General features: G+C 70.3%; 26 protein-coding genes and 1 pseudogene. 12 read left to right on the top strand and 15 right to left on the bottom strand.

All coding sequences use genetic code 11. The features are described from left to right. Nucleotides 1-94: 94 nt before the first annotated feature. Nucleotides 95-205 (bottom strand): annotated as a pseudogene (locus tag ACZ6YG_RS29310) (hypothetical protein); the annotation flags it as partial. 113 nt (nucleotides 206-318) lie between these two features. Between ACZ6YG_RS29310 and ACZ6YG_RS29305 the strand changes: the two are divergent. Further along, complete coding sequence (locus tag ACZ6YG_RS29305) at nucleotides 319-450, top strand: hypothetical protein (protein WP_466019758.1); 132 nt, start codon at nucleotides 319-321, stop codon at nucleotides 448-450. 16 nt (nucleotides 451-466) lie between these two features. Here ACZ6YG_RS29305 and ACZ6YG_RS29300 read toward each other — a convergent pair whose 3' ends face one another. The 3 genes from ACZ6YG_RS29300 to ACZ6YG_RS29290 all read right to left on the bottom strand — a co-directional run bounded on the left by ACZ6YG_RS29300 (nucleotide 467) and on the right by ACZ6YG_RS29290 (nucleotide 2,425). Next, the gene (locus ACZ6YG_RS29300) at nucleotides 467-1,582 is read right to left on the bottom strand and encodes a hypothetical protein (protein WP_466019757.1); all 1,116 of its coding nucleotides are present in this window, start codon (nucleotides 1,580-1,582) and stop codon (nucleotides 467-469) included. A gap of 83 nt (nucleotides 1,583-1,665) precedes the next feature. Then, the gene (locus tag ACZ6YG_RS29295) at nucleotides 1,666-2,082 is read right to left on the bottom strand and encodes a hypothetical protein (protein WP_466019756.1); all 417 of its coding nucleotides are present in this window, start codon (nucleotides 2,080-2,082) and stop codon (nucleotides 1,666-1,668) included. Nucleotide 2,083: 1 nt separating this feature from the next. Next, on the bottom strand, nucleotides 2,084-2,425 hold the full coding sequence (locus ACZ6YG_RS29290; protein ID WP_466019755.1) for a hypothetical protein: 342 nt from the start codon (nucleotides 2,423-2,425) through the stop codon (nucleotides 2,084-2,086). 207 nt (nucleotides 2,426-2,632) lie between these two features. Between ACZ6YG_RS29290 and ACZ6YG_RS29285 the strand changes: the two genes are divergently transcribed. The 8 genes from ACZ6YG_RS29285 (at nucleotide 2,633) to ACZ6YG_RS29250 (ending at nucleotide 11,597) form a co-directional block, all read left to right on the top strand. Then, nucleotides 2,633-3,058, top strand: a complete 426-nt coding sequence (locus ACZ6YG_RS29285; RefSeq protein ID WP_345482782.1) for a MerR family transcriptional regulator — start codon at nucleotides 2,633-2,635, stop codon at nucleotides 3,056-3,058. A 46-nt stretch (nucleotides 3,059-3,104) separates the two neighbouring features. Beyond that, entirely contained in the window at nucleotides 3,105-4,118 is a 1,014-nt protein-coding gene (locus ACZ6YG_RS29280) for an NADPH:quinone oxidoreductase family protein (protein WP_466019754.1), read from the top strand. Between the two features lie 308 nt (nucleotides 4,119-4,426). Beyond that, a complete protein-coding gene (locus tag ACZ6YG_RS29275; RefSeq protein ID WP_466019753.1) occupies nucleotides 4,427-5,374 on the top strand; it encodes a hypothetical protein in 948 nt (315 codons plus the stop codon). A gap of 93 nt (nucleotides 5,375-5,467) precedes the next feature. Beyond that, nucleotides 5,468-7,237 (top strand): S1 family peptidase, encoded by a 1,770-nt coding sequence (locus ACZ6YG_RS29270; RefSeq protein WP_466019752.1) that lies wholly within the window; start codon nucleotides 5,468-5,470, stop codon nucleotides 7,235-7,237. 165 nt (nucleotides 7,238-7,402) lie between these two features. Continuing rightward, nucleotides 7,403-8,017, top strand: a complete 615-nt coding sequence (locus ACZ6YG_RS29265; protein WP_466019751.1) for a hypothetical protein — start codon at nucleotides 7,403-7,405, stop codon at nucleotides 8,015-8,017. Between the two features lie 49 nt (nucleotides 8,018-8,066). Further along, entirely contained in the window at nucleotides 8,067-9,356 is a 1,290-nt protein-coding gene (locus ACZ6YG_RS29260; protein WP_466019750.1) for an acyltransferase family protein, read from the top strand. Nucleotides 9,357-9,450: 94 nt separating this feature from the next. Then, nucleotides 9,451-10,035, top strand: a complete 585-nt coding sequence (locus ACZ6YG_RS29255; RefSeq protein ID WP_466019749.1) for a hypothetical protein — start codon at nucleotides 9,451-9,453, stop codon at nucleotides 10,033-10,035. 122 nt (nucleotides 10,036-10,157) lie between these two features. After that, a complete protein-coding gene (locus ACZ6YG_RS29250; protein ID WP_466019748.1) occupies nucleotides 10,158-11,597 on the top strand; it encodes a flavin monoamine oxidase family protein in 1,440 nt (479 codons plus the stop codon). Nucleotides 11,598-11,643: 46 nt separating this feature from the next. On the opposite strand, the gene ACZ6YG_RS29245 is transcribed toward ACZ6YG_RS29250, so the two are convergent. The 4 genes from ACZ6YG_RS29245 to ACZ6YG_RS29230 all read right to left on the bottom strand — a co-directional run bounded on the left by ACZ6YG_RS29245 (nucleotide 11,644) and on the right by ACZ6YG_RS29230 (nucleotide 16,978). Then, nucleotides 11,644-11,886 carry a hypothetical protein gene (locus ACZ6YG_RS29245; RefSeq protein WP_148033160.1) on the bottom strand — a complete coding sequence of 81 codons (243 nt, stop codon included), beginning with the start codon at nucleotides 11,884-11,886 and terminating at the stop codon, nucleotides 11,644-11,646. 18 nt (nucleotides 11,887-11,904) lie between these two features. Further along, nucleotides 11,905-13,980 (bottom strand): lipase family protein, encoded by a 2,076-nt coding sequence (locus tag ACZ6YG_RS29240; protein WP_466019747.1) that lies wholly within the window; start codon nucleotides 13,978-13,980, stop codon nucleotides 11,905-11,907. 137 nt (nucleotides 13,981-14,117) lie between these two features. Then, entirely contained in the window at nucleotides 14,118-15,701 is a 1,584-nt protein-coding gene (locus ACZ6YG_RS29235; protein ID WP_466019746.1) for a peroxidase family protein, read from the bottom strand. Nucleotides 15,702-15,703: 2 nt separating this feature from the next. Continuing rightward, nucleotides 15,704-16,978 (bottom strand): cytochrome P450, encoded by a 1,275-nt coding sequence (locus tag ACZ6YG_RS29230; RefSeq protein ID WP_148033162.1) that lies wholly within the window; start codon nucleotides 16,976-16,978, stop codon nucleotides 15,704-15,706. 208 nt (nucleotides 16,979-17,186) lie between these two features. Between ACZ6YG_RS29230 and ACZ6YG_RS29225 the strand changes: the two genes are divergently transcribed. Then, the gene (locus ACZ6YG_RS29225; RefSeq protein ID WP_148033163.1) at nucleotides 17,187-18,125 is read left to right on the top strand and encodes an acyl-CoA desaturase; all 939 of its coding nucleotides are present in this window, start codon (nucleotides 17,187-17,189) and stop codon (nucleotides 18,123-18,125) included. Between the two features lie 7 nt (nucleotides 18,126-18,132). On the opposite strand, the gene ACZ6YG_RS29220 is transcribed toward ACZ6YG_RS29225, so the two are convergent. The 6 genes from ACZ6YG_RS29220 to ACZ6YG_RS29195 all read right to left on the bottom strand — a co-directional run bounded on the left by ACZ6YG_RS29220 (nucleotide 18,133) and on the right by ACZ6YG_RS29195 (nucleotide 24,360). Next, nucleotides 18,133-19,470, bottom strand: coding sequence for an MFS transporter (locus ACZ6YG_RS29220; protein ID WP_148033164.1), 1,338 nt, complete (start codon nucleotides 19,468-19,470; stop codon nucleotides 18,133-18,135). Nucleotides 19,471-19,557: 87 nt separating this feature from the next. Then, entirely contained in the window at nucleotides 19,558-20,460 is a 903-nt protein-coding gene (locus tag ACZ6YG_RS29215; RefSeq protein WP_466019745.1) for a polysaccharide deacetylase family protein, read from the bottom strand. A 91-nt stretch (nucleotides 20,461-20,551) separates the two neighbouring features. After that, the gene (locus ACZ6YG_RS29210) at nucleotides 20,552-21,382 is read right to left on the bottom strand and encodes a hypothetical protein (protein ID WP_148033166.1); all 831 of its coding nucleotides are present in this window, start codon (nucleotides 21,380-21,382) and stop codon (nucleotides 20,552-20,554) included. A 171-nt stretch (nucleotides 21,383-21,553) separates the two neighbouring features. Further along, complete coding sequence (locus ACZ6YG_RS29205) at nucleotides 21,554-22,447, bottom strand: SAM-dependent methyltransferase (RefSeq protein WP_466019744.1); 894 nt, start codon at nucleotides 22,445-22,447, stop codon at nucleotides 21,554-21,556. A 327-nt stretch (nucleotides 22,448-22,774) separates the two neighbouring features. After that, nucleotides 22,775-23,230, bottom strand: a complete 456-nt coding sequence (locus tag ACZ6YG_RS29200; RefSeq protein ID WP_148033168.1) for a hypothetical protein — start codon at nucleotides 23,228-23,230, stop codon at nucleotides 22,775-22,777. A 155-nt stretch (nucleotides 23,231-23,385) separates the two neighbouring features. Continuing rightward, nucleotides 23,386-24,360, bottom strand: a complete 975-nt coding sequence (locus ACZ6YG_RS29195; RefSeq protein ID WP_466019743.1) for an endonuclease/exonuclease/phosphatase family protein — start codon at nucleotides 24,358-24,360, stop codon at nucleotides 23,386-23,388. A 253-nt stretch (nucleotides 24,361-24,613) separates the two neighbouring features. On the opposite strand from ACZ6YG_RS29195, the gene ACZ6YG_RS29190 reads away from it, so the two are divergent. Both ACZ6YG_RS29190 and ACZ6YG_RS29185 read left to right on the top strand, forming a co-directional pair. Beyond that, nucleotides 24,614-25,828: an MFS transporter gene (locus tag ACZ6YG_RS29190; protein WP_466019742.1), complete on the top strand. Its 1,215-nt coding sequence runs from the start codon at nucleotides 24,614-24,616 to the stop codon at nucleotides 25,826-25,828. After that, on the top strand, nucleotides 25,825-26,262 hold the full coding sequence (locus tag ACZ6YG_RS29185) for an NUDIX domain-containing protein (RefSeq protein WP_466019741.1): 438 nt from the start codon (nucleotides 25,825-25,827) through the stop codon (nucleotides 26,260-26,262). The genes ACZ6YG_RS29190 and ACZ6YG_RS29185 overlap by 4 nt, the downstream gene beginning before the upstream one ends. Before the next feature lie 97 nt (nucleotides 26,263-26,359). On the opposite strand, the gene ACZ6YG_RS29180 is transcribed toward ACZ6YG_RS29185, so the two are convergent. Next, entirely contained in the window at nucleotides 26,360-26,569 is a 210-nt protein-coding gene (locus ACZ6YG_RS29180) for a DUF397 domain-containing protein (RefSeq protein ID WP_466019740.1), read from the bottom strand. Nucleotides 26,570-26,673: the final 104 nt, after the last annotated feature.

Genomic DNA, 26,673 nt, shown 5'->3' with positions numbered 1-26,673 from the left:
GGCCGTGGCCGGTGCCGTCCTGCCCGTCGGTGTTGAGCGTCCAGCGGCCGGAGAGCACGGGGTGACGGGTGAACAGGTCTGCGGCCTCCTCCGCACTGACCAGGCGGTCGTAGACCTGTACATCGTCGATCTCCCCGGGGAAGAAGTCCACTGCGGCGCCGTTGTGCTTCGCGCGGCCGATGGCCATCGGGCCGGTGGCGTTCCAGGTGACGGCCCTGGACGGCGTCGGCGTCGGTCAGGCTGAACGACCAGCGGTTCTCGTCCTTGACGTACTGCAGGTAGAAGCCGCTGACCACGTCGCCGTCCTGGTTGACGACGGTGGCGAAGCCGTCGGTGTGGGCGAGCCTGCCCCAGGCGCCCACCGCGTACGTCCTGGAGGTGTCGACGACCGATGCGGACGTCTCGGCATGGCCCGTCGAGCCGTCACCGCGCATCGCGGTCCCCACCTGACCGTCCACCCCCAGCGTCACGCCGCCGGCAGCGTCGTAGTCGAATGTCTCGGTGCGGGGGCTCGCGCCACCGGTCTGGGAGACCGAGCGGAGCTGGTGCCCCTGCCCAGCGGGCGCGTTGGCGTAGGACCTGACGGTGTCGGTCTCGCCGCCGATGCCGACCGGACTTCCCGGGTGCGGGTTCCGGTCGCGTCGTAGGAGTAGCTGTGCCAGTAGGGCGCCGGCCCGCCGACGGCGGAGACCGCCGGGACCGCCGAGCAGCCGGGCGTGGCCTGGCTCCACGCCTGAATGAGGCGCTGGAGGTGGTCGTAGTCGAAACACTGCGTATCAGTGCCCGACCGGGACACGTCCGAGATCAAGGTGAAAGACCCGGCCTGGTCGTAGGTGTAGGTAGCGTTGCGGTCCGCGCCGGTCATGCCTTCGCGCTCGGCTCGGGCGGTGGCCAGCCGGCCCGAACCGTACTCGTAGGTGAAGGTCTGCCACACCTTCTTGCCGCCGGTGGTCAGCTCGTACTGCAGAGGGTCGCCGATCGCGGAGTACACGGTCGCACCGACATAGGTGCCGAGACTGCCGGTGAGGCGGGTGGCTCGGGCCAGCTCGTCATAGGTGGTGGTCACGCTCTCGGCGGGCAGACCGCCTGCCGCCGGGAAGCCTTGGGTGCGGACCGTGCCGTCCGGGTTGTAGGCGGTGGTGAAGGTGTAACTTCCGGCCAGGGCTCCTTCCGTCTCCGGGATGACGACGGTGTATCTGACGGCACGGCCCTGGTGGTCGTAGGCGTCGATCCGCTCGGTGTAGGGGTGGCCGTCCGTGTAGCGCGTCTGCGTGACGAGGTCGCCCTTCCGCACGGTGTCGTAGGTCTTGGTGGTGGTGCCGGTGTCGGGGTCGACCGTCTTGGTTCTACGGCCGCGCAAGTCGTAGGTGTTTGACCAGGTGTTGCCGGCGTGGTCGCGCATCGTGGCGAGCTCGCCGGCCGGGGTGTAGGTGTAGGTCGTGGTCTGGTGGGGGCCGGTCGGGGACGCTCCCTCGTACTGGCGCAGAGCGGTTCTGCGGCCCCGGGCGTCGGTGACGGTGACGGTGGGGGTGGCGCCGTCGGGCGGGTCGACGGCCACCCAGTCGCCGCCGTACGTGGTCACCGTGCGCCACTTCTCCTGGACGTCGTTGCCGCCGACGACGAACCGGCGCAGGGTCTCCCGGTTCAGCCCGTCGTAGGCGAATGTCAGCTGCGCCTCGACGTCACCGGGCGTCGCGACGCCGAAGAGCGAGGAGTCAGGGTCCTGGTGGTGACGGCGCCGATCTTCCCCTCGGCGACCTGGTAGGCGTGCTCGATGTCGGGGGTGTCGGTGGTGGCGCGGCCCGGCAGCCAGACCTTGGTGAGCCGGCCGAGCGCGTCGTGGGTCAGGTTGGTGGTGCGGCCGGCCGGGTCGGTCCGTGCGGTGGCCCGGCCGTGGGCGGGATCGAGGGTCTCGATCGTGACGTGCGCGCTCGACGGGTCCCCAGGCGTGACGGGCGGTCCGGTGGTGACGGTCCGGGTGGTCAGTCCGGCCGTCTCGGTGTAGGTGGTCGTGTGGCCGGCCGCGTCCGTGACGGCCGTAACTCTGCCGTACGCGTCGTACGCGGTGCGGACGGAGGGCACGTTACGTCGCCCCGGTGCCGTCGTGCGCCGCGATCTTCTCCACCCGGGTTGGGTCTCCCTTGCTCGGCGCAGCGCCGAACGCGCCCCCGTCGTAGAAGGTGCGGACGTCGGAGACAATCCCGTCCGGCCCGGCCTGGGTGGCGGAGCAGCGGGCGGCGACCGTCTCGACGCGGGCGGGCAGGTCGCGGATCCAGGCGGCGTCGTTGACGGCGTACGTGGTGGTGGTGCACAGGTCGTCGTCCTGGCGGGCGGTGTCGCCCTGGTCGTCGACCTCGGTCGGCAGGCCGGTCACGGTGTCGTGGGCGGTGTCGGTGCGGGTCTGCCGCCGCCCGCCGCCGTCCATGGCGGTCCAGGTGCGGGTGGTGGCGACGCCGGTCAGGACCGCGGCGGAGGTGCCCCAGGAGCGGGTGCGGGAGGCGGTCTCGTGCTGCCAGGGGGTGTTGACGGTCTTGGTGTGGACGGTCCGGTCACCACCTGCGCGCGCGTCGACAGCCCTAATGCCGCATCAGGCGACGTTCGCCCTGTTGTGACGTGCGCTGATCCCGGCGCGGTGCACTTCGTCGTGGTGATCGCTGGAAGACCGCGGTGCTCCTGGGTGTTGTCTCCGAGTGTGAAGATCAGCGAAGCCTCCAGGGTCAGCGGTGTGAGTGTGAGATCGCTGCGGCACTACGAGGATGAGGGCTTGATCGTCCCTGGCCGATTCAGCAATGGGTTCCGCGACTACTGCCAGTCCACGATCGACCGGGTGCTCATCATCCGCTCGCTGCTGGAGTCCGGGCTGCCCGTACGGTTGATCAGGGAAGCCCTGCCCCGCCTCACCGACGGACCCGATGCCGGCACCGGCGTGGTGTGCGCGGAGTTCCTGCACGAGGTGCAGAGCTATCGCGATCGGCTCGCCGCGCGCATCGCGATTCTCAGCGATCAGCAGGCGGCACTCGACGCCTACCTTCGAGAAGCCTGCCGCACTGATCTCTGACAGCTACTTGACCCTGACGTAAGTGTGAGGCTCCTACCTTCGGCGCATGGAGATCAACGAGCAGCACACCGCTGAGCAGTGGGTACGAGCGCTGGTCCAGCGGTCGCACCGGGGACCGGAGGATCTGACCCTCACGGCCGATCATCGCCGCCCCACCCCAGGGCCCGGCGAGTACCTGATCCGCGTGGGCGCCGCCGGGGTCAACTTCGCTGACGTCATGCAGACCCGTGGAACTTACGGAGGAGGCCCGCAGGCGCCCTATGTGGCGGGTTTCGAGGCCGCCGGGGAGATCGTGGGTGTTGGCCCGAACGTTGAGAGGCCACTGCGGCTCGGCACCCGCGTCGTCGGAGCCGGCCCCGGCGCATTCTCGCAGTACATGACGATGCCGACTGCGGGTGTGCTGCCCGTGCCTTCCGGCTGGAGCGATGCCGAAGCCCTCGGCCTGGTGCTGAACTGGGCTACCGCCTTGGCGGCACTGAAGCCGTTGGGCGAGATCAAGACGGGTGAGGTGGTGCTCGTTCATGCCGCGGCCGGAGGCGTGGGGCAGGCCGCCGTTCGTCTCGCCCGCCACTACGGTGCACGCGTGATCGCCACGGCCTCACCAGCGAAGCACAACACCGTCGAAGCGCTCGGCGCCGACGAGATCCTCGACAGCCGGCGTCCCGATCTGGCTGAGGCGATCACCCGCCTGACCGGCGGGGTCGACCTGGTCCTGGAATCGGTGGGACAGGCCACGTTCAAAACCAGCCTGTCGGTCACCAAACCCTTCACCGGACGCGTCATCGTGTTCGGCGCCGCTTCCGGCGACGCCACCCTGACCACGCACGACCTGGTCTTCACCCACCAGGTTCAAGTCAAGGGCCTGCACATCGGTGCGCTGGCGACCGCGGTCCCGTCGATCTATCAGTCGTTGCTCGTCGAGATCGACGCTCTCATCGCCCACGGTGTGTACACGCCCGGCACCCCCCAGGTTCACCCCCTGGCTGAGGGGGCGACGGTGCTGCGGGAACTCGAAGCCGGCCGGACCCGCGGCAAACACGCCCTCGATCCTTGGCGCTAGTCGTGCCGCGTCCGGCAACCTCCGCCCTGTTCACGACCTCGCGGAGCCGTTCGTCGGCGGCATGCTTGCTCCGCCAGATGATGTACCGGCGGAACATGCCGCCCTGCTCCTTATGGCCGGCGCTGCCGATGACGGAGGGAAAGGCGCATAGGGAGAATGGTTTCAGCCTTTCCCCGTGAGTGAGGATCCCGTTGTTCGCGAGACGGCTCGATTGAGGTAGTACGCACGAAAGCGGCGGCCCGGTTCACTTCCATGCCATTAACCGGCGTAGTCCGATTAACTGCGAAAAGTCATCTCACAATGGGGCAATGACCGACCCTCGACAGCCTCATCCGGACGACCCCTGGGCCTCCCGGCCACAGCGGCCACCGATGCGACACGGGCGGCAGCCGTCCCCCGATCACGCGTTCCCCCGGTCCGACTTCGGACAGTGGGACAACACCGGTCAGACCCGAGGAACCGGCCACCGGAACCACGGCCCGCAGGACCAGTTCGACCCTCGGGCCTGGCAGGACGGGTTCGGCATGAACCTGCCTCCGTATGACACGCCGCCCAGGCGCAACACCGGCCTGATCGTCGCGCTTTCCGTCGGCCTGGCCGTGGTCCTGGTGGGCGGGGGCGTGGCCTACTACGTCAACGCCTCCGGCTCCGCGCCCGCCGCCCAGCCGAGCACCGCGCCCTCGTTCCCCACGACGGCGCCCTGGCAGTCGGGCGAGCCGTCCGAGGAGCCCTCGCAGGAGCCGACCGCCGAGCCCGAACCGACAGCCGCGCCGGACGAGTCGGGGACGCGATTCGCGCACACCGAGTTCCAGGACTGGCGGTTCGAGTTCCAGGGCGTGCGTTACTCGGCCAAGAAAGTCGGCGGCTGGACGTACGACACGTGCGACCCGGTGGACGCCCGGGGTGTGCTGGCCGGGAACAAGTGTCAGCGCGCCATTCAGATCGCCTACACGGCCTACCGCGGACATGTGAAAGCGGTGCAGGTCATGATGGAGTTCCCGACGGCCTCCGTCGCCAGGGCCACGGCCAAGAAGCTGCAGAAACAGGCGGGCAATTCGGTGAACACCCGCAGGGACATGACGCATGCCGATTTCGCCTACGGGATGATCCGTACGAACCCGTCGCAGAATTACGTGGTCGCCACGGTCGTCACCGCCGACAGGTCGGCCAAGGCCAAGGCCGAGGATTTCCACCTTTATCTGCACGCCTACGCGGCCAGCCGGCTCCTGCTGCGCGACGTGACCGTCACCACGTGACCCTCGGCGGCACTGTCGCCAAGTCATCCACAAGTCATCCACAAGATCGATTCGTCACCATGTGCGGTTGTGCGTGGAAATCACAGCAGTAAGTTGCGAAAGATCGCCGCAGCCGCGGTGGTCGCGATGGCGGTCGCGCTGCCCGCCCTACCGGCGGTCGCCGACGACGGCGCCGACGAGCGTCCCGACGTGCCCGTCGGCACCTGGCTGGCCGCCCGCACCCAGCCGGCGGTGCAGCTGATCAGCCTCACCTACACCGGCACGGTCGCCGTGCCGTCGAGCGCGCTCAACCAGGCCGCGTTCAACCAGCTCACCGTGCAGGCCACCGACGCCGTGACGTCGGGCAAGATCTCCGCGGACGAGCGCAGCATCGCCAAGTGGATGTTCCAGCGGATCGCCGGCAACGTGGACGCCTACCTCACCGTGAGCTCGCCGGAGCGCACCGTCGAAGCCGAGGTCGGCGGCCTGTGCACCGGCTGGTGGGTGACCCCCGACGGTTACATGGTCACCGGCGCGCACTGCGTCCAGGTCGGCGACACCGAGCTCGCGCAGATGTTCGCGCAGCAGGCGCTGGCCACGTTCAACAAGGAAGACGCACAGGGGATCGTCAGCGGCCTGCAGGGCATCGAGACGGACGAGGAGATCCTCAAGCTCGCGCAGCAGATCTTCGTCACGTTCAACAGCACCCACATGAAGATCCGCGGCCTGCAGCAGAGCCTGACGGTTCTGCAGAGCCTGCCCGGCGGCGGCGTGGACAAGACCGCCAAGGCCGTACCGGCCGAGCTGGTCTCGGTGGGCGAGAACTACCCCGGCAAGGACTTCGCGCTGCTCAAGGTCAACGGCCAGCAGAACATGCCGACCGTGCCGCTCGGCGACGACGGCGACGTGCGCACCGGCGACACGCTCTACATCAGCGGCTTCCCCGGCCTGGTCACCAACACGGCGTTCTTCAGCCTGGAGTCGAGGCTGGAGCCGGCGCTGACCGAGGGCCCGTACAACGCCACGCGCGCCACGCAGACCGGCGTGCCGTACATCCAGACCCAGGCGCCCTCCTACCACGGCAACTCCGGCGGCCCCGTCTTCAGCAAGGACGGCAAGGTCATCGGCATGCTGATCGCCGGCACCGTGAGCGAGGGCGGCGAGGCCTCGGAGAGCGAGAGCTTCGTGCTGCCGGTGAGCATCGTCAAGGAGAAGCTCGGCGAGAAGAACATCAAGGCGGCCCAGGCCACCACGACCACCCGGTACAACGAGGCGCTGAACGACTACTTCCGTCACTACTACGAGGACGCGCTGCCGAAGTTCCGCGAGGTCCAGGCGCTGTTCCCGAACCACCCGTACGTGGCCAAGTACATCAGCGACACCCAGCAGGCGATCTCCGCGGGCAAGGACCAGTCGCCCCGGCCGATGCTGATGTGGGTGCTGATCGGTGCAGGTGTGCTGGTCGCCCTGGTGGTCGCGCTGATCCTGGTCAAGGTCCTGCGCGGCCGCCGGCGTCCCCCGCCGTCCTTCCCCCCGCACCCGCCGGGCGGCGGCTACGCCCAGCCGTCGCCGTACCCGATGCAGCAGCTCCCCGCCGCCCCGCATCACCAGGCGCAGAGCCCGTACGGCTCAGGCCCGCAGCACAACAACGTCCCGTACGGCGCGGACCAGTACGGCGGCCACCAGGGCGGCCAGTACGGCCAGTACGGCGGCGGTCCCTACGGCGCCCACCAGCCGGGCGGTCAGCACAGCGGCCCGCACGGCGCCGGCCCGTACGGACAGCCCGCGCCCCCGCAGGGCCGGCCCCAGCCGCCCTACGAGGACCGGACCCGCGACGTCCGTTTCGGCCAGTTCGCACCCCCACCTGACGACAGGCCCTCCTGACATCCACCGGCCCGGCCCAGGCGTTCACCCGCCCTGGCCGGGCCGTCGGCTCACCGTGATACACGTGCCGGCCGGATGTGGCCTGTCAATCCTGGACGGCACCGCGGCGTTGACCTCCTTCCCTCCGGTGAAACATTGGGGTTCTCGCATCGGCAAGGAGGCCTGATGTCCACCTCGACCCCGCATTCGCACGACCCGCTCGACCAGGTCGTCGTCCAGGCGCTGACGGACGTGCACGCCCAGCACCAGGGCCTGTTCACCCAGGTCCTGGTCATGGTCGACAGCGACGTCTCGTTCGACGACGCGAACAGCTACCGGACGGCGGTCAAGGCGGCCGGCTCCGGAGGGGAGGAGCGTTACTCCCTGACCTCCGCGAGCAAGGGCGCGCACCCCCGGCCGTCCGGGATCAGCGCGGACGAGGCACGCCTGTCCAGCCGTGACAGCGAAGTCGCCGCGCTGCAGGACGCCTACGACTGGATCGAGGGACAGGGCACGCAACTCCAGAATGTCCGCACCATCCACGTCCTCGTGGTGAGCAACATCGGCCCCTGCGACGCGTGCAAGAAGCGCCTGGAGTACTTCTGTGACGACGTCGTCCAGCTGTTCGGCGAGCAGGTCGAGGTCATGGTCGACAGCGTCTACGACACGGCCGCGGCAGGCACGACGATGAACCGGTCGGGGTTCGACTCCACGTACGGCTACTCCGGGGCGACCGCCTGCACCACCGCGTCCGGCAAGAAATTCTGGCGGCTCCGGCAGGAATTCCGCCCCAAGTCCTGAGACCCGGCGCCGGTGTGACGGCTCTGCCCGCCCGGGTAAGCAGATGCCTATGGGACGGCTGCGGCAGCTGGCCGGGAACACCCCGGCGCATCGGGATCGAGTGGTCGACCTGCTGCGCGCCGTCGCGATCATCGCCGTGGTGACGGGTCACTGGCTGGCCGTGTACGTGACGTACGACGGCGGCCTGCGGGGCGGCAGCGTGCTGGACGTCGTTCCGTGGACGCGCCGGCTGACCTGGCTGTTCCAGGTGATGCCGGTCTTCTTCCTGGTCGGCGGGGTAGCCGGCGCGGCCTCTCTCACCTCCCACCGGAAGCGCGGCGGCACCGCCGTGAGCTGGATCCTGGGCCGTACGGACCGGCTCGTCCGGCCCACCACCGCGCTCCTCGGCGTGCTAGCGGTCTGCGCCCTGGCCGCACGGGCGCTGGGGGTCGATCCGGAGCTGGTCGGCACCGGGGTGTGGATGGCGGCGATCCCGCTCTGGTTCCTCGTGGCCTACCTGGCCGTGGTGGTCCTCACCCCGTTCATGCACGCCCTGCACCGCAGGTACGGGCTCGCCGTGCCGATCCTGCTGACCGTGCTCGTCGGTGTGGGTGACGTGGCGCGGATGACCTCGGTCCTCGGCTTCGCGGCGTACGGCAGCTTCCTGTTCGCCTGGCTGGCCGTCTACCAGCTCGGATTCTCCTGGCAGGACGGGCGCCTGCCGTCCGGGCGGCGCGTTGGGCCGCCGCTCGCCCTGGCCGGGTTCACCGCCCTGGTGGTGATGACGGTGGCCGGGCCGTATCCGATCAGCATGGTGGGGATTCCGGGAGAGGAGATCCAGAACACCTCCCCGCCCACCCTGGCGCTGCTGGCGCTGGCCGCCACGCAGGCGGGCCTGGCCCTGTGGCTGCGTGATCCGGTCAACCGGTGGCTGCGCCGCCCGCGCCCGTGGACGGCGGTCGTGGCGGTCAACTCCGTGATCATGACGGTGTTCCTGTGGCACATGACGGCCGCCGTGCTGGGCGTGGCTGCGCTGTATCTGACGCAGGTGCTGCCTGACCTGCCGCCCGGCTCCTCGTTCTGGTTCGTCCTGCGGGTGCCCTGGCTCCTCGCGCTGGCCCTGATCCTGGCCGGCCTGGTGGCGGTTTTCGGGCCGATCGAGCGGCGCGCCGGTCCACGGCCCGACCCGCAAGCCTCACCGATCGTGCCGGCCGTCGCCGGGATGGCGTGTGTGCTGGCCGGTCTGCTCGTCGCCGCGATGGCGGGCCCCGGCAACCACGGCCCCACCGGCCTGTCGACCCCGGGCCTCGTCACCTACTTCGCCGGGGCGGCCATCCTCCGCCATGCCCGCCGAGGTTAAAGCGCAGGTCAAGGCAGGTACGGCGCTTAACTCAGCCTTAAGCAGCCGCATGCACTCTTGGGGTAACAGATGCACATCGGGGAGGAAACCTCACATGACCACTGAGCCGGAAACCGCAGAGAACGAGCCGTCCAAGCGCCGCTTCCCTCGCACTCTGCTCCTCACCGCGACCGCCGCGCTCGTCGTCGCCACCGGCGCCGGCGTCGCCACCGCTGCGGCCGCCTCACCCCCGTCGGGCACCCCCACCCCCACGGCCACCGAGTCCCCGTCGACCGGCCCGTCCGACAAGCCTTCCAAGAAGGAGGACCGCCGGCACTGGGACGGCCCCAAGATCAACCTTCACGGCGAGTTCGTGGTGCGGGAAGGCGAGGGCGAGTACGTCACCGTCGCCACCCAGCGCGGCGAGGTCACGGCCGTCGACCAGGACTCGCTCACCGTCAAGAGCGAGGACGGCTACTCCAGGGAGTACGCGGTCGGCGCCGACACCCGGATCAACCGCGACGCCACCATCGACACGGTGAAGACCGGGCAGAAGGTCTCCGTCCTGGCGAAGGTGGACGGCGAGACGGCCACCGCCGTCGCGATCCGCGCCAAGTCCGAGGGCGAGGGGAAGGGGAAGGACCGGCGCCACATGGACGGGCCGCACGAGCACCGTCACGGCAAGCCGGAGTCTTCCTGACCACTGCCGACTGTCAAGCCGGGCGCCCGGCTTGACAGAGGCATTGACCTCGGGTAGTCACTTCCTTACCTTGTGTAGCCGTCAGGGAAGGGCGTGGCACCCTGAAAGCGAACCCGCCGGGCGTGCCCCGCCCGCGTCACGATCTCCGCGTCCCGGCCGAGCTGGTCGCGACGGCCGGGCGCGGGCTGGGCGCCGGTGGCCGGCCGCGCAAGCGCGTGCTGGTCATCGGAGCCGGGATGGCCGGGCTGGTCGCCGCCTACGAGCTGATGCGCCAGGGCCACGAGCCCGTGGTCCTGGAGGCCCAGCAGCGGGTCGGCGGGCGGGTGCTGACCCTGCGCGACTTCGCCCCCGGTCTGTACGCGGAAGCGGGGGCGATGCGCATACCCCGCGTGCACGATCTCACCCTCGCCTACTGCGAACGGTTCGGGCTGCCCCTGCGCCCCTTCGTCATGAACAACCCCCGGACGCTCGCGTACATCCAGGGTGTCCGGACGACCATCGGCGAGCTCGGGCGCAACCCGCAGCTCGTCGACTTCGGCCTGGCCGAGCACGAGCGCGGCCGCACCTACGAGGATCTGTGGCGCACCGCCACCCAGGAGATCCACGACCTTTACGCGCTGGAGGGCGAGAAGGCGCTCGACCGCATCTGCGCCGAGTACGACCGCTACTCCATCCGCGGCTTCCTGCGCGAGCGTGGGTTCTCCGAGGGGGCGATCGAGCTCTACGGCGTGATGAGCTTCCGCGAGTCCAACCTCAACGCGGCCGTCATCGAGCAGTTCCGCGAGATCGTCGGGCGGGCGTTCGAGGACATGCAGGAGATCGTGGGCGGCGCCGACCGGCTGCCCGTCGCGTTCTACCGCGAGCTGAGGCGCCACATCCGGTTCGGCCACGAGGTGACGGCCATCGAGCAGGACGACCACTCGGTGACCCTGCACGTCCGTACGGGCTCGGGCCGCACGTCGATCACCGGCGACCACGCCATCTGCGCCATCCCGTTCTCCGTGCTGCGCGACGTCGAGACCAGGCCCGCCTTCTCCCGCCGCAAGCAGCGCGCCATCCGCGAGCTCAACTACAACGCCTCCACCAAGATCCTGCTGCAGGTGCGGCGGGCGTTCTGGGAGCGGACCGACGGCATCGTCGGCGGCACCACGGTCACCGACCTGCCGATCCGGCGCATCTGCTACCCCTCGCATCCCGCCGACGGCGACGAGCGGGCGGTCCTGCTGGCGGCCTACACCTGGGGGCAGGACGCGCTGCGCTGGGGCGCGATGCCCGCCCAGAAACGCATCGAGCAGGCGCTCGAAGACGTCGCCAAGATCCACCCGGAGATCTACGACCACTTCGAGTTCGGCGTCTCCCACGCCTGGTACAACGACCCGTACGCGGCCGGAGCGTTCGCCCTCTTCGAGCCCCACCAGCAGACGGCCCTGCACGACGCGATCATCGCCCCCGAGGGCCGCGTCCACTTCGCCGGCGAACACTGCTCGCTCTGGCACGCCTGGATCGAAGGCGCACTCGAATCAGGACTCAGCGCCGCCCGCGCCGTCCACGAAGCGAACTGACCCGCCCCCCGCGCGAGTCCGTCCCGTACGAGGCAGCCGTGCCGCGTCAAGGGCGGGACCGGGCGGCGTAGCGGTGCAGGCGGGTCGCGGCCTCGTCGAGGTCGGTGACGGCTTCGACGCAGGCGGCGACATGGGCGTTCACCGAGGCTCGCAGCCACGGCGGCGCGACGCCGGCGGCCTCCAGCCGCGCCCCGATCTCGCGCAGGCGCTCGGCGCAGGCGGCGAGCGCGCGGGCGTCCGAGCGCAACACCTCGGCGTGGGCGGCGAGCCCCGCGTGTTCGACCGGCATTTCTCCTCCATCGGCGGATCACCAGCAGGACGGCGACACCTCTCCGGCGACAGGCGGGCGGTCACGGGGGTGCAGGGGGACGGCGGCGTCTCTGAGGGTTTGGCGGGCGGGCGAGGACAGGGACAACAGAGGGCTGGCGCCGTCGAGCCCGAGGGCGCGCACCCGCTCGGCCAGGGGATGCGCCGAGCCCGGTTCGGCCGTCAGCCGCAGCAAGGGCAGGGGGTGGAGGCGTCCAGGGCCGCGGACCCGTACGCATGAGCGCAGCGTGCCGACACCGGTCCCGGCCGTGTAGCCGACCAGGTCGCGGTCGCCGACGGGCAGGAAGGGGCCGAGCCTCCCGGAGAGGGTGAAAGCGTCGCTGACGGTGACCCGCGCCCGCCCCGCGGCGAGCCGCACATCGACGGGCTCCAGATGCGTCTCACCACCCCACAGCCGCGGCGCGACGGCACGGACGGCCTCGGCGTCGACGGCCGACCCGACGAGCAGGCTGCCCGAACGCCGCCGCCCCGCGCTCCGCAGCAGGTCGGGCCAGAGCCAGGGCGACCGCCACGGGCCGGGCACGACGACGCCGAGGTGCGCCTCCCGGTAGCCGCCGAAGCTGGTGTCCCGGTTCCAGGCCGCGTGCACGGCGACCAGGGCGCGGCCCGCGACGAGCAGGGGCCCGAACCCGGTCCCCTCCAGCACCCCGGCCACCGCCTCCCGGTCGGCGGCGAACAGCGCGGTGAGCGCGCTGCCGCGACGGCACCTGATCGGCAGCTCGACCGACCCGTCCAGCGAGTAGGTCGGCACGGTCAGGAACGGGAACCCCGCCGGATCGGGCGCGCGGTCGAACAGCTGGTACGCCTGGGACCGCACGACCCGCCCCCGGTAGGGCGCGAGCCGGTCGTCGATGTGGTCGCGGGCCTCGGGCAGGTCGCGGGCGAGGTTGTCGATGTAGTGCTCCAGCCGGTGGCAGAGCGGGAACAGGTGGGTGGAGTCGTAGTAGTCGACCACGTACCAGCCGGGGTTCAGGTCGAAGCAGTTGCCCGCGCCCTGCCCGTCGAGGGTGGGGATGATGTCGTGCTGGTTGGTGACGCTGGCCACCCAGGTGCGCGGGTCGGCGGGCCGCTTGAAGTCGACGGGCGATCCGACGGCGATGACGTGGGTGACGGTGAACCTGGCGCAGAAACCGGAGTCCTGCGCCAGGTTCATGATCGCCGCACCGCCGGCGCTGTGCCCGACGAGCGCCACCTCGGCGCCCTCTGGCAGCCCGTAGTCGGCGACGGCCCTGGCCAGCGCGCGGCTGTAAGGGCTGCTGTCGAGCACGGCGCTGCTGAACGCGCCGAGCAGGTCCTGGGGCGAGTCGCCGTCGAGCAGCCCCGCCATGCCCGGCACCTGGACGACGTGCCGGACCACCCCGTCAGGGCCCTGGACGCTCTGGACGAGGATCCGCCCGGTGGGGCCGATGACGCTGATGTTGCCCAGGAACCCGAGGAGCGATCCCCGGTCGCCGAGCCGGGCGGACTCGGCGTCGCTCAGGTCGGTCCGGCGGGCGGCGCCCTCCCCGGTGTCGAGGACGGCGATGGCCCGGTTGCTGATGCCGGTGATCGGGTCGGCGGTGGCGCGGCCCCGGCCGGTCGCGATGAGCCAGGCGGTGGCGTCGTTCAGCGGGTTCTCGTCCAGGAGCGCCCGCAGCGCGAGGACCTCACCGAAGACGGGGGCGAGCCCGCTGAGCCCGCGCACCGCGCCGCGGTCCTTCAGCAGCGCGCGCAGGGCGCGGACGGCTTCCAGGTCGCGGTCGGCCGCGGCCGCGTCGACGAGCCGGGCGATCATCGGGTCTTCGACCAGCTCGGGGTGGTCGACCGCGACGGCGGCGATGCGCAGACGCAGTGACGTGGCCAGCACGCGTACGACCAGGTTCTCGGCCCCGGCCATGGCGCCCACTTTGGCGGCCAGGGTGACCAGCGGACCGCCGGTGAGCGCGTACCCGAGACCGCGGCGGCCGGTGGTGGCCCGCAGCAGCGCACGGCAGGCGGACCGGCCCTCGGCGGGAGCGCGCGGCAGGCCACGCAGCAGCTCGCCGTCGGTAAGCGCGGCCGTCGCGTGACCCGCCACCTCCCGAAGAGTGACCGCGACATCGACCACCTCCCGGGCAGCGGCACGCAGCAACGCGGCGGCCGAATCAGACGAACCGACCGGGGACTCCTCGGAGGGACTGGACGGGACAGACGGGGACGGGTCGGGAGGGCAGGTCATGTGAAGGCCTGCCGGGTCATGCTGACGAAGCGGGGGGTCGGGTCCTCGGGGGTGTTGCGGCGTACCACGTCGGCGAGGGTGCGGGTGGCCGTGATGATCCGCACGCCGGTCGGGGAGAAGGTGGCGGCGTTGAACACGCGCGGCGCCAGCAGCGGGTTGGTGAGCGCCTGGGAGAAGGCGTCGATGGCGATGATCTTGGTGAGCAGCGGCGGCAGGATCGCGTCCGGGGACCCGGGTTCCTCCGCGAAGAGCCCCACGTACAGGTCGAGGTCGTCGACGCCGCGGTAGAGGTCGCGCAGCGCGCCGGAGACCCGCGCGTCGCCGGAGACGTGCTCGAACCGGCGCACCCGGGGGAAGCGGCAGTGTCGCCGGTAGTCGTTGTACGAGGCCAGGCCGAGCACGCGCGAGTCGGCGATGCTCGCCGCGTCGACCTCGCGCAGCAGCGGGTCGGTGTTGAACAGCCCGATGCGGCCGGCCCGCTGGCGGGAGGCGTCCTCGAAGAGCCGGCCGAGCCCGGGGCCGGGGATCAGCGCGCCGCCGACCATGGTTTCGGCCAGGGGCAGGTCGTGCCCGCCCACGGACAGGTGGGACGGGATGAGGCTGTGCCAGCGGTAGACGAGGTTGAACTCCACCGAGGCCCAGTTCTCCCGGTGCCAGGGGGCGTGCGCCAGCAGCGCCGACAGCTTCGGGTCCAGGGTGAACCGGAAGTGGTAGGGGGTGATGTGGTTGATGTACTCCTCGACCACGAGCTTGATCAGCAGCACGATGAGGATGTTGCGGGCCGTCTGGAACAACCGCTCGTCGTCCCAGCGCGGATGGTTCTTGGCGAGCAGCCGGGCCACCCGGTTGTGCTCGCGCAGGAACAGCACCGTGAGCATGGTGAAGCCGAGCTGAATGTTGCCCCGGTCGCTGCCGGTGGCGAAGAGCCTGTCGCGCTGCTCGTCGGTGAGCTCGTCGAAGCGGATGACGCGCAGCGGGGCGAACTCGGGCTTGATCTTGCCGTTCTCGCACAGGAAGGGCGGGAACTCCCCGCCGTCGAGCAGCTGGCTCTTCAGCAGCCCGCCGTCGAAGGTGCGCAGCGCGGCGGTCGCCCGCTCGTCGAGGCCGTAGACCTGGTTGAGGTCGATGTGGTGGTTGGAGCTGTTCTTGCGCGGGTCGCGCGGGATGTTCACGTCGCCGCGCAGGAAGCCGTCGGTGAACCATTGGGCGAAGTACGCGAACAGCACCGTGGAGCGCGGGCAGTGGATCACGGACTCGCCGCGGGTGAACAGCTCGGCGGCCCGCTCGGGGGTCGGCCGCCTGTCGTCGGCCACGGTGATCGGGGGCAGGTGACGCCCGCTGTAGGTGCGGTCGGTCAGCGAGGCCCAGGAGGTGTAGCCGGCCATGGTGCTCAGCGGCTCCGGCCGCGGCGGCATCTCCCGGATCGCCTGGTCGATCAGGGTCGCGTTGACCCTGCGCCGCACCGGATCGACCCGCTGCAGAAGGTCCCAGAACGGCCGGCCGCTGGTCAGGGCCAGGAACCTGAGCCGGTTGACGAGCCCGTCCGAGGCGACGCCGCGCGCTGTCGTGCTGCCCGCCATCGTCAGCCCTCCCGCCGCTCGGTGCCGAGCCCGACGACGAAGCGGTCGGGGAAGATGCCGAGGGCGCGCTCGACAGCGCCTTCCGGCGGGGGCAGCAAGCGGACGCCGGGACGCAGCAGCAGACGCCGTACGGTCTCGCTCACGACGACCCTGGCCGGATGGACGCCCAGGCAGGCGTGGTGGCCGTGGCCGAAGAACAGGTGGTGGTGCGCCGGGCGGTCGAGGCGGAACTCGCCCGGCTCCGGCACCACGTCGGCGTCGAACATGGCCGAGGCGGGCGCCGCGAGCACGAACGTGCCCGCCGGGATCGGCGTGGCGCGCGGCGTGCCCGCCGCCAGCACATGATCGCGCTCGCACAGCCTCGGCAGCAGCTTGAAGAACGGGTTGAACCGCAGCGCCTCCCAGACGTAACGGTCGAACCGCTCGGGGTCCCCCGCCGCCTCGACGGCCTCCGCCAGCACCTCCGGACGCATCAGCAGCTGCTCGACCGCCTCCGTCATGGCTCCTGGCGCGCTCTCCACGAAGCCCAGCGGCAGCCCGGCCATGTTGATCAGGATGCGGTCGTCGGGCACGTGCGAGGAGCGGACGAGCCGGGCGAAGACGTCGTCGGGCGGATCGGGCGCCGCCCGGTACTCGGCGAGCCGCTCGCGCAGGTAGGCGATCATCTCCGTACCGGCTCGTACGGACGCGGCCTGGATCTCCGGATCGCCGTGGAAGTTGGCGAAGCCGTCGGTGACGACGGCGCGCGTCCACCGCGACAGGGTCTGCGGGTCGGGGCCGGGGAAGCCGAAGTAGTGGGCGCACACCCCCAGGGCGACGGGCCTGAACAGCCCGCCGACCGTCTCGACGCGCCCGCCGGGCGAGGCGGCGTCGAGCAGCTCGTCGGCGAGGTTCCCGGCGAGCTCGCGCACCCCGGCCACGTCGCCGGGGTCGAGCATGACCTGCATCAGGCCCTTCTCGCGCCAGTTCATCGCGGTGGCGTCCCTGCCGAGCATGAACGGCCCGCCCAGGGCGGCGTCGAGCCGCGGGCCGAAGGCCCGGACCGAGAAGATCTCCTCACGGGAGAGCACCTCGGTGACGTCGGCGTGGCGGGTCACGACCGTGAAGGCGGGCGTGACGAGGATGGGACGCCGCTCGCGCAGCTCGGCGAACAGGCCGCGCCAGTCGCTCCGGATCCACTCTCTGACCAGCCCGAACGCGGACATCGGAGCGCTGGCGAGCGCCTCGTCGTACCTCTCCAGATAGCCGCCCGTGGTCGTCTGGCCGACAGCACCCATTCCGTGGACCTTTCCGCATGGTTCCGGAGCGATCATCAATGATCACGTTGTGCAACCACAATCTAGGGAGACCCTCTGCGTTTCTTCATGGCTACGGAGCGCATTGTTCTGCCTCCTGAAAGTAATCGAGTCGTCACTGTCAGGTCATAGCCGCACTCCAGGACCCCCGCCGTTGAATGGGGAGCCGGGGTCACCACAGGGAGGAAGCTTGACGTCAGCCATTCCACGCCGGAGCGCGGCGGAGACGGTGGCGGTCACCACGGGCCGCCGCACCGCCTATCTGGTCGTCCTGGTCGTGCTGCCCGTGCTGCTCCTCGCGCTCGCGGTGCCGGCCGCCTGGGGCTGGGGCATCGGCCCGCGCGACCTGGTCATCGCCGCCGTGATGTACGCGGTGAGCATCTTCGGCATCGCCGTCGGCTACCACCGGCTGTTCACCCACCGCGCCTTCCGCGGCAACCGGGCGCTCAGGGTCGCGCTCATGCTGGCGGGCGGCATGGCCGTCGAAGGGCCGGTCACGCTGTGGGCGGCCGAGCACCGCAGGCACCACAAGTACGCCGACCGCGAGGGCGACCCGCACTCCCCGTGGCGCTACGGCGAGAGCGGCCTGGGCCTGCTGCGCGGCATGCTGCACGCGCACGTCGGCTGGTTCTACACCGCCCGGCGCCGCTCCAGCACCCGCCACTGGGTGCCCGACCTGCTGTCCGACCCGGACGTGCGGCGCTTCGACGCCGCCTACCCGGCCGTCGTGGCCCTCTCGTTCGCGCTGCCCGCCGCCGCCGGAGGGCTGTGGTCGATGTCGTGGGCGGGCGCCTGGACCGCCTTCTTCTGGGGCGGGCTCGTCCGTTACGCGGTCGTCCACCACGTCACCTGGTCGGTCAACTCGGTCGCCCACACCTTCGGCGACCGGCCGTTCCGCACCCGCGACCGCTCGTCCAACGTGTGGTGGGTGGCGCTGCTGACGTTCGGCGAAGGCTGGCACAACTGGCACCACGCGGAGCCCGCCTGCGCCCGCCACGGCGTGCTCAAAGGCCAGCTCGACCCCAGCGCGCGGCTGATCCGCTGGTTCGAGCGGGCGGGCTGGGCGCACGGCGTGCGCTGGCCCGACCCCGCCCGCCTCTCCGCCCACCGCACCGACCGCCTGCCCTGACCCGCGGTCACGCCTCCGTCTTCACGGGTACGGGCGAGCCCGCGTCCAGGCGGAAGGCGCCCACGGCCAGCCCGCCGGCGGCGAGCACCGCCGCGGCCAGCAGGTAGAGCCCGCCCGGCCCCCACCCGGCGTCCAGCAGCCGACCGGCGACCAGAGGCGACAGGATCGCGCCGACGCGGCCGACGCCGATGCCCCAGCCGACGCCGGTGGCCCGCATCTCCGGCGGGTAGATCGAGGGCGTGAGCGCGTACAGGCCCGCCACCGCCCCGGTGACGAACAGCCCGATGAGCGCGCCGAGCGCGAGCGCCGGTCCGTACACCGACATGGCGGGCACGAACAGGGCCAGCAGCGCGACCGAGGCCAGCACGTAGCCGAGCAGCACGCGCCGGAGCGCGAACCGGGCCGCGAGCAGGCCGAGCAGCGTCGTCCCGAAGATGCCGCCGAGGTTGAGCAGCGACCCGCCGGTGATGCCCTCGGTGGCCGACATCCCTGCCTCCACCAGCAGCTTGGGCGTCCAGCTCGCCACGAAGTAGAAGCCGGACATGCTCGTGAAGAAGCCGGCCCAGGTGAGCAGCGTGTTACGACGCCGCGCGGGCGACAGGAGCTGCCGCAGCCCGGGCGCTCGCCCGGCGGGCGCGTCCGGCTCGGGCATCGACCGCAGCGGCGGCTGCCGCATCGCGGCCAGCAGCGCGTTGAGCCTGTCGAGGGCGCCGGGCGAGCGCCGCGTGAGCAGGAAGTCGAGCGACTCGGGAAGCCTCCGGACCACGGCGGCGACGAGCAGCGCGGTGGCGACCCCGCCGAAGGCGAACACCGACCGCCACCCCGACGCGTTCTGCAGGACCACGGCGATGACGCCGCCCACCGTGCCGCCGACGGCGTAACCGGCGGTGTTCAGGCTGACGGCCAGGCCGCGCCAGCGCCGGTTGGCGTACTCGGCGGCGATGACGTTGCTGCCGGCGATGACGCCGCCGATGCCGACCCCGGTGACCAGCCGCAGCAGCCCGAGCTGGACGGCGCTCCCGGCCAGGGCCGACAGCAGCATCCCGGACGACGACACCGCCAGGCAGGCGAGGATCAGCGGCCGCCGCCCCGTCCGGTCGGCGACCGGCGCGAGGAACAGCGATCCCAGCGCCATCCCGACCAGCCCGGCGCTCAGCAGCAGGCCCAGCTCGGTCCCCGACAGCCGCCACTCGGCGGAGACGGCCGCGGCGGTGAACGACATGACGAGCACGTCGAACCCGTCGACGACGTTCAGCAGGACGCACACGGCGATCGCCGACCACTGCGATCGGGACATCGGGGCGTCGTCGATGCGGGCGCGCAGACGCGCGGGCGATGGGCTCATCCCGGCTCAGCCGTGGGTGATGCCGTCGCGGAGGGCGTTCACCGGCGGCTCAGGGGTCCAGCTCATGCCTGCCAGTATGGCCCCGGCTCAGTGGACGTCGGCCGGCCGCGCCCGCTCCTTGAACGGGTAGCGGGCCCGGAAGTCCTTCTCCGCCTCGGCGAACGACATGAACTTCACGCCCTTGTGACCGCGCATGTGGTGGATCAGCCGTTCCAGCATCAGCAGCACCTGCGGCCGGCCGCTCACGTCCGGGTGGAGTGTGATGGGGAAGACCGCGTAGTCGAGCTCCCGGTAGACCCAGTCGAACTGGTCGCGCCACTGCCGTTCGAGATCGCGCGGGTTCACGAAGCCGTGGCTGTTCGGCGAGTTCTTGATGAACATCATGGGCGGCAGGTCGTCCAGATACCAGTTCGCGGCGAACTCGACCAGATCCACCTCCTCGCCGTGGACCAGCGGCTTCATCCAGGTCGAGGCGTCCTTGTCGTAGTCGATCCGCGTCCACTCCTCGCCCCGGCGGGCGTAGAAGGGCTGGAAGTCCCGGTACGACTGCGAATGGTCGTAGCTGAACCCGTACTTGAGCAGCAGGTCGATGGTGCGCGCCGACATCTCCCACCACGGCGCGACGTACCCGCTCGGCCGGACGCCGAACTCCTTGTCGAGCAGCTCGACGCTGCGCGCCAGCACGTCCTCCTCCTGCTGGGCGGACATCGCGACCGGGTTCTCGTGCATGTAGCCGTGCGCGCCGACGTCATGCCCGGCTTCGACGATCATGTGCGTCTGCCTCGGGAACGACTCCGCCGAATGCCCCGGTACGAACCAGCTCGTCCTGATGCCTTCCCGGGCGAACAACCGCAGCAGCCGCGGCGTCCCCACCTCGGCCGCGAAGACACCCCGCTGGATGTCGTTCGGTGACTCCTGCCCCCCGTACGAGCCGATCCAGCCGGCGACCGCGTCCACGTCTATGCCGAAACACACGTTGATGGCTTTCATGCCACGCACGTACCCGGCGCATCGCCGTGTACCGGTCATGGACTGACGATGCTGAGGTCACGCCCGCCGCATGCGCGGGTGCCGCGGCACGTCAGGTTTCCATCGTGTCGTCGGAGTCGCTCTCGTGGAACTCGGACACGATCCGGGCCGCCGCTTCGTTCAGGGCCTTTCGGAAGGTCGCACCGTCCTTCTTCGTGAGGAAATAGTCACCCAACAACGGCAGGCTTCTCTCCGCGTGCTCACGGGCCAGCCGGGGAATGGCGTCATACCACTCCTGGTCGAACTCCTCGGTGTCGTGGGCGGCGTCATAGTCGGCCTCATAGAGCTTCTCGAGCCTCTCGGCCAGATCGTCACGGACGTCCTGCCAGATCGGGTTGAAAGCCACCGCCCTGTTGATCTCGGAAAAGCCCTCGGTGAACGTGGAGAATATCTCGACCCGCAGGTCATCGCGCAGCGCGTAGCCTTCTTTGGTCTCTCCGTCCCATCTCCGCTGGCGCTGCAGATCCTCCATCTGCTGGATCATCGTCTTGCATCCCGGTGCCACGTACCTGTTCCCCCAGAACGCGTCCGGGCAGGCCGGACGCTCGGTGTAGACCCAGGACAGGACCCACTGGGCGGGGAACACCCCGTCGTCGACCGACGGCAGGCTGTGTCTGATGAACTGATATTCGGAGTGGCTTTCGTTGACCCTGACGTCGTGCTGAACGTAAGTTCCCACCGTTCTGTATACGCCGATCCCCGTGCTGCTGATCGTGCGACCGGGGTCCGCGGTGGTCGGGGTGACTCCCGGCCTCGGCACGAAAGAGAACGTGGCGATGTTGTAGTGGGCCTCGATTTTTTCGTCCGTGCGTTTCTGGTACGCCTCCCGCGTATACCCGTCGTATCCGTATTTCTCCGGCGGAAGCGAGAATTCGTATACCACGGCCCCTCCTATTGAGAATTTTCCTCACGGTACGCCCGGATCGGGGCAACGTCGAGAGGCGTTTACGAGGTGATGCGGCTCGGCCGTCAGAAGCGAAATGGGTCACAGCTTCTCAGGCCGCCCGAGCCGATCCAGCCAACGAACGCGTCCATGCCGAAACACCCGTTGATGTCAGGGCCCGTGCGCTTCAGCGTGCGCAAGGCTGATCACAGGCTTGATCGCGACACCGCCGTAGGCCCAGGCATGGCCGCCGGGAATCGGTTCCCGGTCGTCGACGGGATCCGGCCGCCACGTCACCACCTCGACGAGGCCCGGATCCACCAGGTCCCAGCCCGCGAAGAACCGCAGCGTCTCGTCGTGGCTGCGCGGCACCATGGGGGCGGAGCTGTTGTCGTAGGGTTTGGTGAAGTCGTCGCGGCGCACCTGGTCGGCGAAGTCGAGCGTGATGTGCGACAGCAGCAGGTGACTGCCGCCGGGCACTGCGGCCTTGAACTGCTCGACCAGCCCGTACGGATCTTCCTGGTCGGTGATGAAGTGCATGACCCCGGCCAGGATGACGGCCACGGGACGGGTGAAGTCGATCACGCGCCGGACCGTGGGATCGTCCAAGATCTTCTCCGGCTGCCGCAGGTCCGCCTCGATCATGTCGGTCATGCCCGCGGGGTCACCGGTCAGCAGAGCCCGACCGTGCACCAGAACGATCGGGTCATTATCCACATAGGCCACGCGGGCCTCGGGCACGGCCCGCTGGGCGATCGTGTGGGTGTTGTCCTGGGTGGGGATCCCGGTGCCGATGTCCAGGAACTGGGTGATGCCGGCCTCGTCCGCCAGATACCGCACCGCCCGGCCCAGGAAGGCACGATGCGCGCGCACGCCCTCGCGGGTGCCCGGCGACAACTCAATGAGCGCCTCGGCGGCTTTGCGATCGGCGTCGAAGTTGTCCTTGCCGCCGAGCAGGTAGTCATAGATCCGAGCCGGATGAGGAATATGGCGATTAATCCTCGAGATCGGAGCATCTGAGTCTGCGGGGGCCGGCGGGTCTGTCCCTCTGTCGCTGTCAGGCATCTTCTCTTCCTCGTAGACCGGCGATGACCGCGCCGATAGGAGAGATCACTTGGGGCAATCAGTCTGGATATCCCGCCGAAAATTGTCAAGAACGAGGCAGAAAGTTTCGGCGACGCCTGCGGCCCTCTCCGTCGAGGACTCCCGGGCGGTACTGCCAGACGAACTCGAGCCACGGCGGGGCCACCGTCGTGCAGTGCACGCGTCCCGGCCACGTGGGCGCGCGGAATCACCAGCACATGGCCAGGCGGCGGTCCATGCTCGCCACCCGGCCACGGCCGGTGATGATCTCGCAGCAGACGCGGACGTCTGGTCCCGCACCCGGTTATGTCACTGCCCGGCCTGGACGACCTCTCCCGCGTCGCCGCTGGAGGTCGCCGCCGCGCTGTGGCAGTCGGCGTGGTTGATCGGCACCGCCCGCACGTCGAAGCCGGGGTGGACGCTGTTGAACACGAAGTACGCGGGCCCCTCGCCGGTGATCGTCACGGGCCCCAGACCACCTCCCGCTTGCCAGGCGCGGACTCTCAGGCAGTAGTTGTCCCCGAAGTAGACGGCGGCCGTGTACCGCCAGCCCGAATACCGCCCGGCCGGAATCAGGGCGTCGTAACAACCCTGCCGATAAACACAGGCGTTCGTTATCCAGGTCTGGACGGCGCCGACGGCGATCGTGCTGGTGTTGTGAACCCCGTTGTCCGTCGGCGAGGCCGCCGTCGCCGCCGAGGGCGCCCCACCAGCCAGAAGACCGGCCGTCAGGGCGATCGCGGCAGCCCAGATCGCTTTTCTCATCTTCCCTCTCCCGCCTTGCGATTTCGCGCTGAATTTTCCTGCGATGAGCAACGGCCGTCGCGAAAAAAATAACGCTCTCGCTCCGATCACAGACAGGACAGCAGCCGGGCATTCGGAGGACACACCTGGGATTCGCCGTCAGACCCGGAACGGAGTCACGGCTTGGTCAGGCGGATCAGCATGCCGTCGTGGTCGGTGTAGGTCAGCCCGTACAGGCTCCGGCTGACGAAGGTGAAGTCGTTGCTGAAGATGACGTGCTGCACGTCCCCGTCGCCCTTGCGGGTGTTGCCGCTGGGTACGCAGTTCTGCGCGTTCTCCGGGTCGGAGGTGTCGTACTCCAGGTTGAAGTCACCGCCGACGACCGTCTTGCCGGAGATGCCCTCCTGCGACCTGATGTAGGGCACGGCGTCGAACATCAGGGCCTTGCACTGGGTCAGCGCGATCGGCTCACTGTTGGCGCTCAGGTGGGTGGCGCAGGACAGGTGGTCGCCCACCGCGTAGGCGCAGGCGAAGGTGCGCACCTCGTTGCCGCTGTCCTGGGTCGTGTACTCGCCGACCCAGCCGTTGGCCCCCTGCCACAGGGCGGCGGGGACCCGGCCGAGGACGGCGTTGCCGTAGGTGCCGCCGTTCGTGCAGGTGATCGGGTTGCCCGTCGGCTTGTCGAGCGCCGGGTAGAAGACGGAGTAGGTCCAGTCGTTCGGCCAGGCCTCGGCGAGCGACGGCTGGAGGTAGTTGGGCAGGTCGACGGAGCAGATCTCGTTCAGCGTCACCAGGTCGGGGGCGAGGTAGTAGATCAGGTCGCCGCCCTCGTAGATCGACTGGCCGCCGGCGTAGCATCCGGCCTTGCCGCTGTTGCACAGGTTGAGCTGGAGCTCGTAGAAGGACCGCGCGGCCTGCGTCCTGGCGGGCCGGTCCGGGCGGGCGGCGAGCGCCGACCTGGCCTGGCCGCCGCGGGCCTTCGCCGTCAGCGCCGCGGCCTCGGCGCCCATCGGCGCGACGCTCCGTACGGACAGGGGCTTGACCTGGACGGGCTCGGCCTGCTCGGCGTGAGCGGGGCCCGCGACGCCGGGCGAGGTCATGACGAGGGCGAGCGCGGACACGGCGGTTAAGAGACGTCGCGCGATCTTCACAGGTCCTCCGTTTCGTCGTGATGATCAACGGTCAAGACGCCCTCCATCGTGCCCCTGGAGAATGGCGATGGAAAGGGCCTCTGCGCCCTGCCGCAAAAGCGACGAAACCGTACGGACAAACCCGGTGACGCCCACACCTCCGTGCGATGGAGATCCAAGCGGAGCCCGAACGGAACAAACGGGTTGAACCGGGCAACCGGCAGAGCCATGATCGAGCCTGGAGACGTGCCCGCGACGACGCAAAAGGAGCCCGATGGACTCTCCCTCGATGCCGGACACGTCCGAGCCGGCCGGGGAGTCCGCACGACGCACCCCGTGGCTGACGATCGCCGTCATCTACCTCGGCGGGGTCGTCGCGGCGATGAGCTTCGGCAAGTTCTCCCCGGTCGGGCCGGAGGTGGCGGCCGAGCTCGGGCTGTCACTGTCGCAGCTGGGCTGGGTGATCTCGGCCGTCGTCGGCGTCGGCGCCGCCGCCGGTCTGCCCGCCGGCTACCTCGTACGCCGCATCGGCGCGGAGCGGTCACTGGTCGCGGGCCTCGCCCTGACCGCGGCGGCGAGCGTGGCGAGCGTGGCCGCGCCCGATTTCGGCTGGTTGCTGACCGCCCGGGTCGCCGAGGGCATCGGCTATCTCCTGATCATCATCACCTGCCCTGCCCTGGTCGTCCGCCTGGCCACCGGACGCGACCGGGGCACGGCCCTGTCGATCTGGGCCACGTTCGTCCCGATGGGACTCGGGGCGAGCACGCTCGCGGGTGGCGCGCTGGCTTCCGCTCTGGGCTGGCGCGGCTGGATCGCGCTGGTCGCCGGTCTGACGCTGGCGATGGCGCTGGTCCTCTGGGCGCGCCTGCCGCGGGGTCCCGGACGGCAGGCGGCCGGCCCGCGCCCCCGGGCCGGGGCGCTGTGGTGGCCGCTGGTGCTCGCCACGGCCTTCTGCCTGGCCATCCTGGTGACTCTCCCGGTGATCGTCCTCCTGCCCACGCTCCTCATCGAGCAGCAGGGCTACTCGGCCGCCGCCGCGGGCGCCCTGACCTCGGTGATCTCCGTGCTCAGCGCGATCGGCGGGCTGGCCGTGGGCGTGCTGCTCCGCCGGGGCATCCCGGTCGGCGTCCTGGCCATGACCGGGTTGCTCACCCTCCCGGCCGCCTGGCTCCTGTTCGGCGACCACGGCTCGGCGGCAGCCGCGCTGGCGGGCGCGGCTATCGTCTCCATCGAGAACGGGTTCCTGGGCGCCCTCGGCTTCGCCGCCCTGCCGCTGGTGCTGGAGCGCCTCGACCACGCGGACGTCGGCAACGGCGTGGTCGCCCAGGCGGGCAGCCTCGGATCACTGCTCGGCCCGCCGCTGTTCGGCCTGGTGGCGGCCGGGCTGGGCTTCGGGGCGCTCGTCCCGGCCATCGCCGTCGGCATCCTGGCCGCCGTCGGATTGCTGCTGCTGGTCGGCAGGCGGGCGTCGACCAGGGTGCTCGGATGATCATCGTACGGGTCACCGGCATCCTCATCGAGGACGACCGGATCCTCCTGCTGGATCAGGACACCGACACCCGTTCCTGGACACTCCCCGGCGGGCGGGTCGAGGCGGGCGAACCGCTCGCCGACGCGCTGGTACGGGAGATGCGCGAGGAGACCGGGCTGGACGTGGAGGCCGGCCGGCTGCTGTACGTGTGCGACAACTTTCCGGGCGGCGGCCTCCACGTCATCCACATGACGTTCGAGGTCACCCGCGTGGGCGGCACCCTGGGGGTCGTCACCGAGGGCGTCGACACCAACCGGATCCGGGGCGTGCATCTCGTGCCGCTGGCCGAGTTGCCGGGGCTGGGGTTCGGCTCGCGGTTCGTGGAGTTGGCCCGGGAGGGATGGCCGGGGGCAGGGTCGTACATGGGCGACAAGGCCAACATCGGCCTGTGACGCCGCGCGGAGGCAGCCCCGGCCGGGCATCTGGCCGTGGGCTGCCTGCGTAGTGCGGTGATGTGGCTTGGGTCGAGCTGCCGGGAGTCGGCGGCGGTTAGGGCAGGTCGAACTCGCCGTCCCGGACGCCGCCGACGAACGCCTTCCACTCGCCGGGCGTGAAGATCAGCGCGGGGCCGTGGGGGTTCTTGCTGTCGCGTACGGCGACGACACCGGGAAGGTTGGTCGCCACTTCCAAACACTGTCCAACGTCGGCGCTTGCCGCGGCTTTGCGCCACTCCGCATTCTCAAGATTCAGGGGATCCATTTTCCTTACCTAGCCTGCGGCTTTCACAGCGAATTTGAGCCGACCTGATAGTTCACATAAGAAAAGTGCCCTTGAGCTGGGAGGATCGGGCTTGTCTAAGGCCC

This window comes from Nonomuraea sp. NPDC054003, from assembly GCF_055585125.1.
The sequence above is the reverse complement of the archived record's forward strand: the minus strand, read 5'-3'. Positions and strand labels throughout refer to the sequence as shown.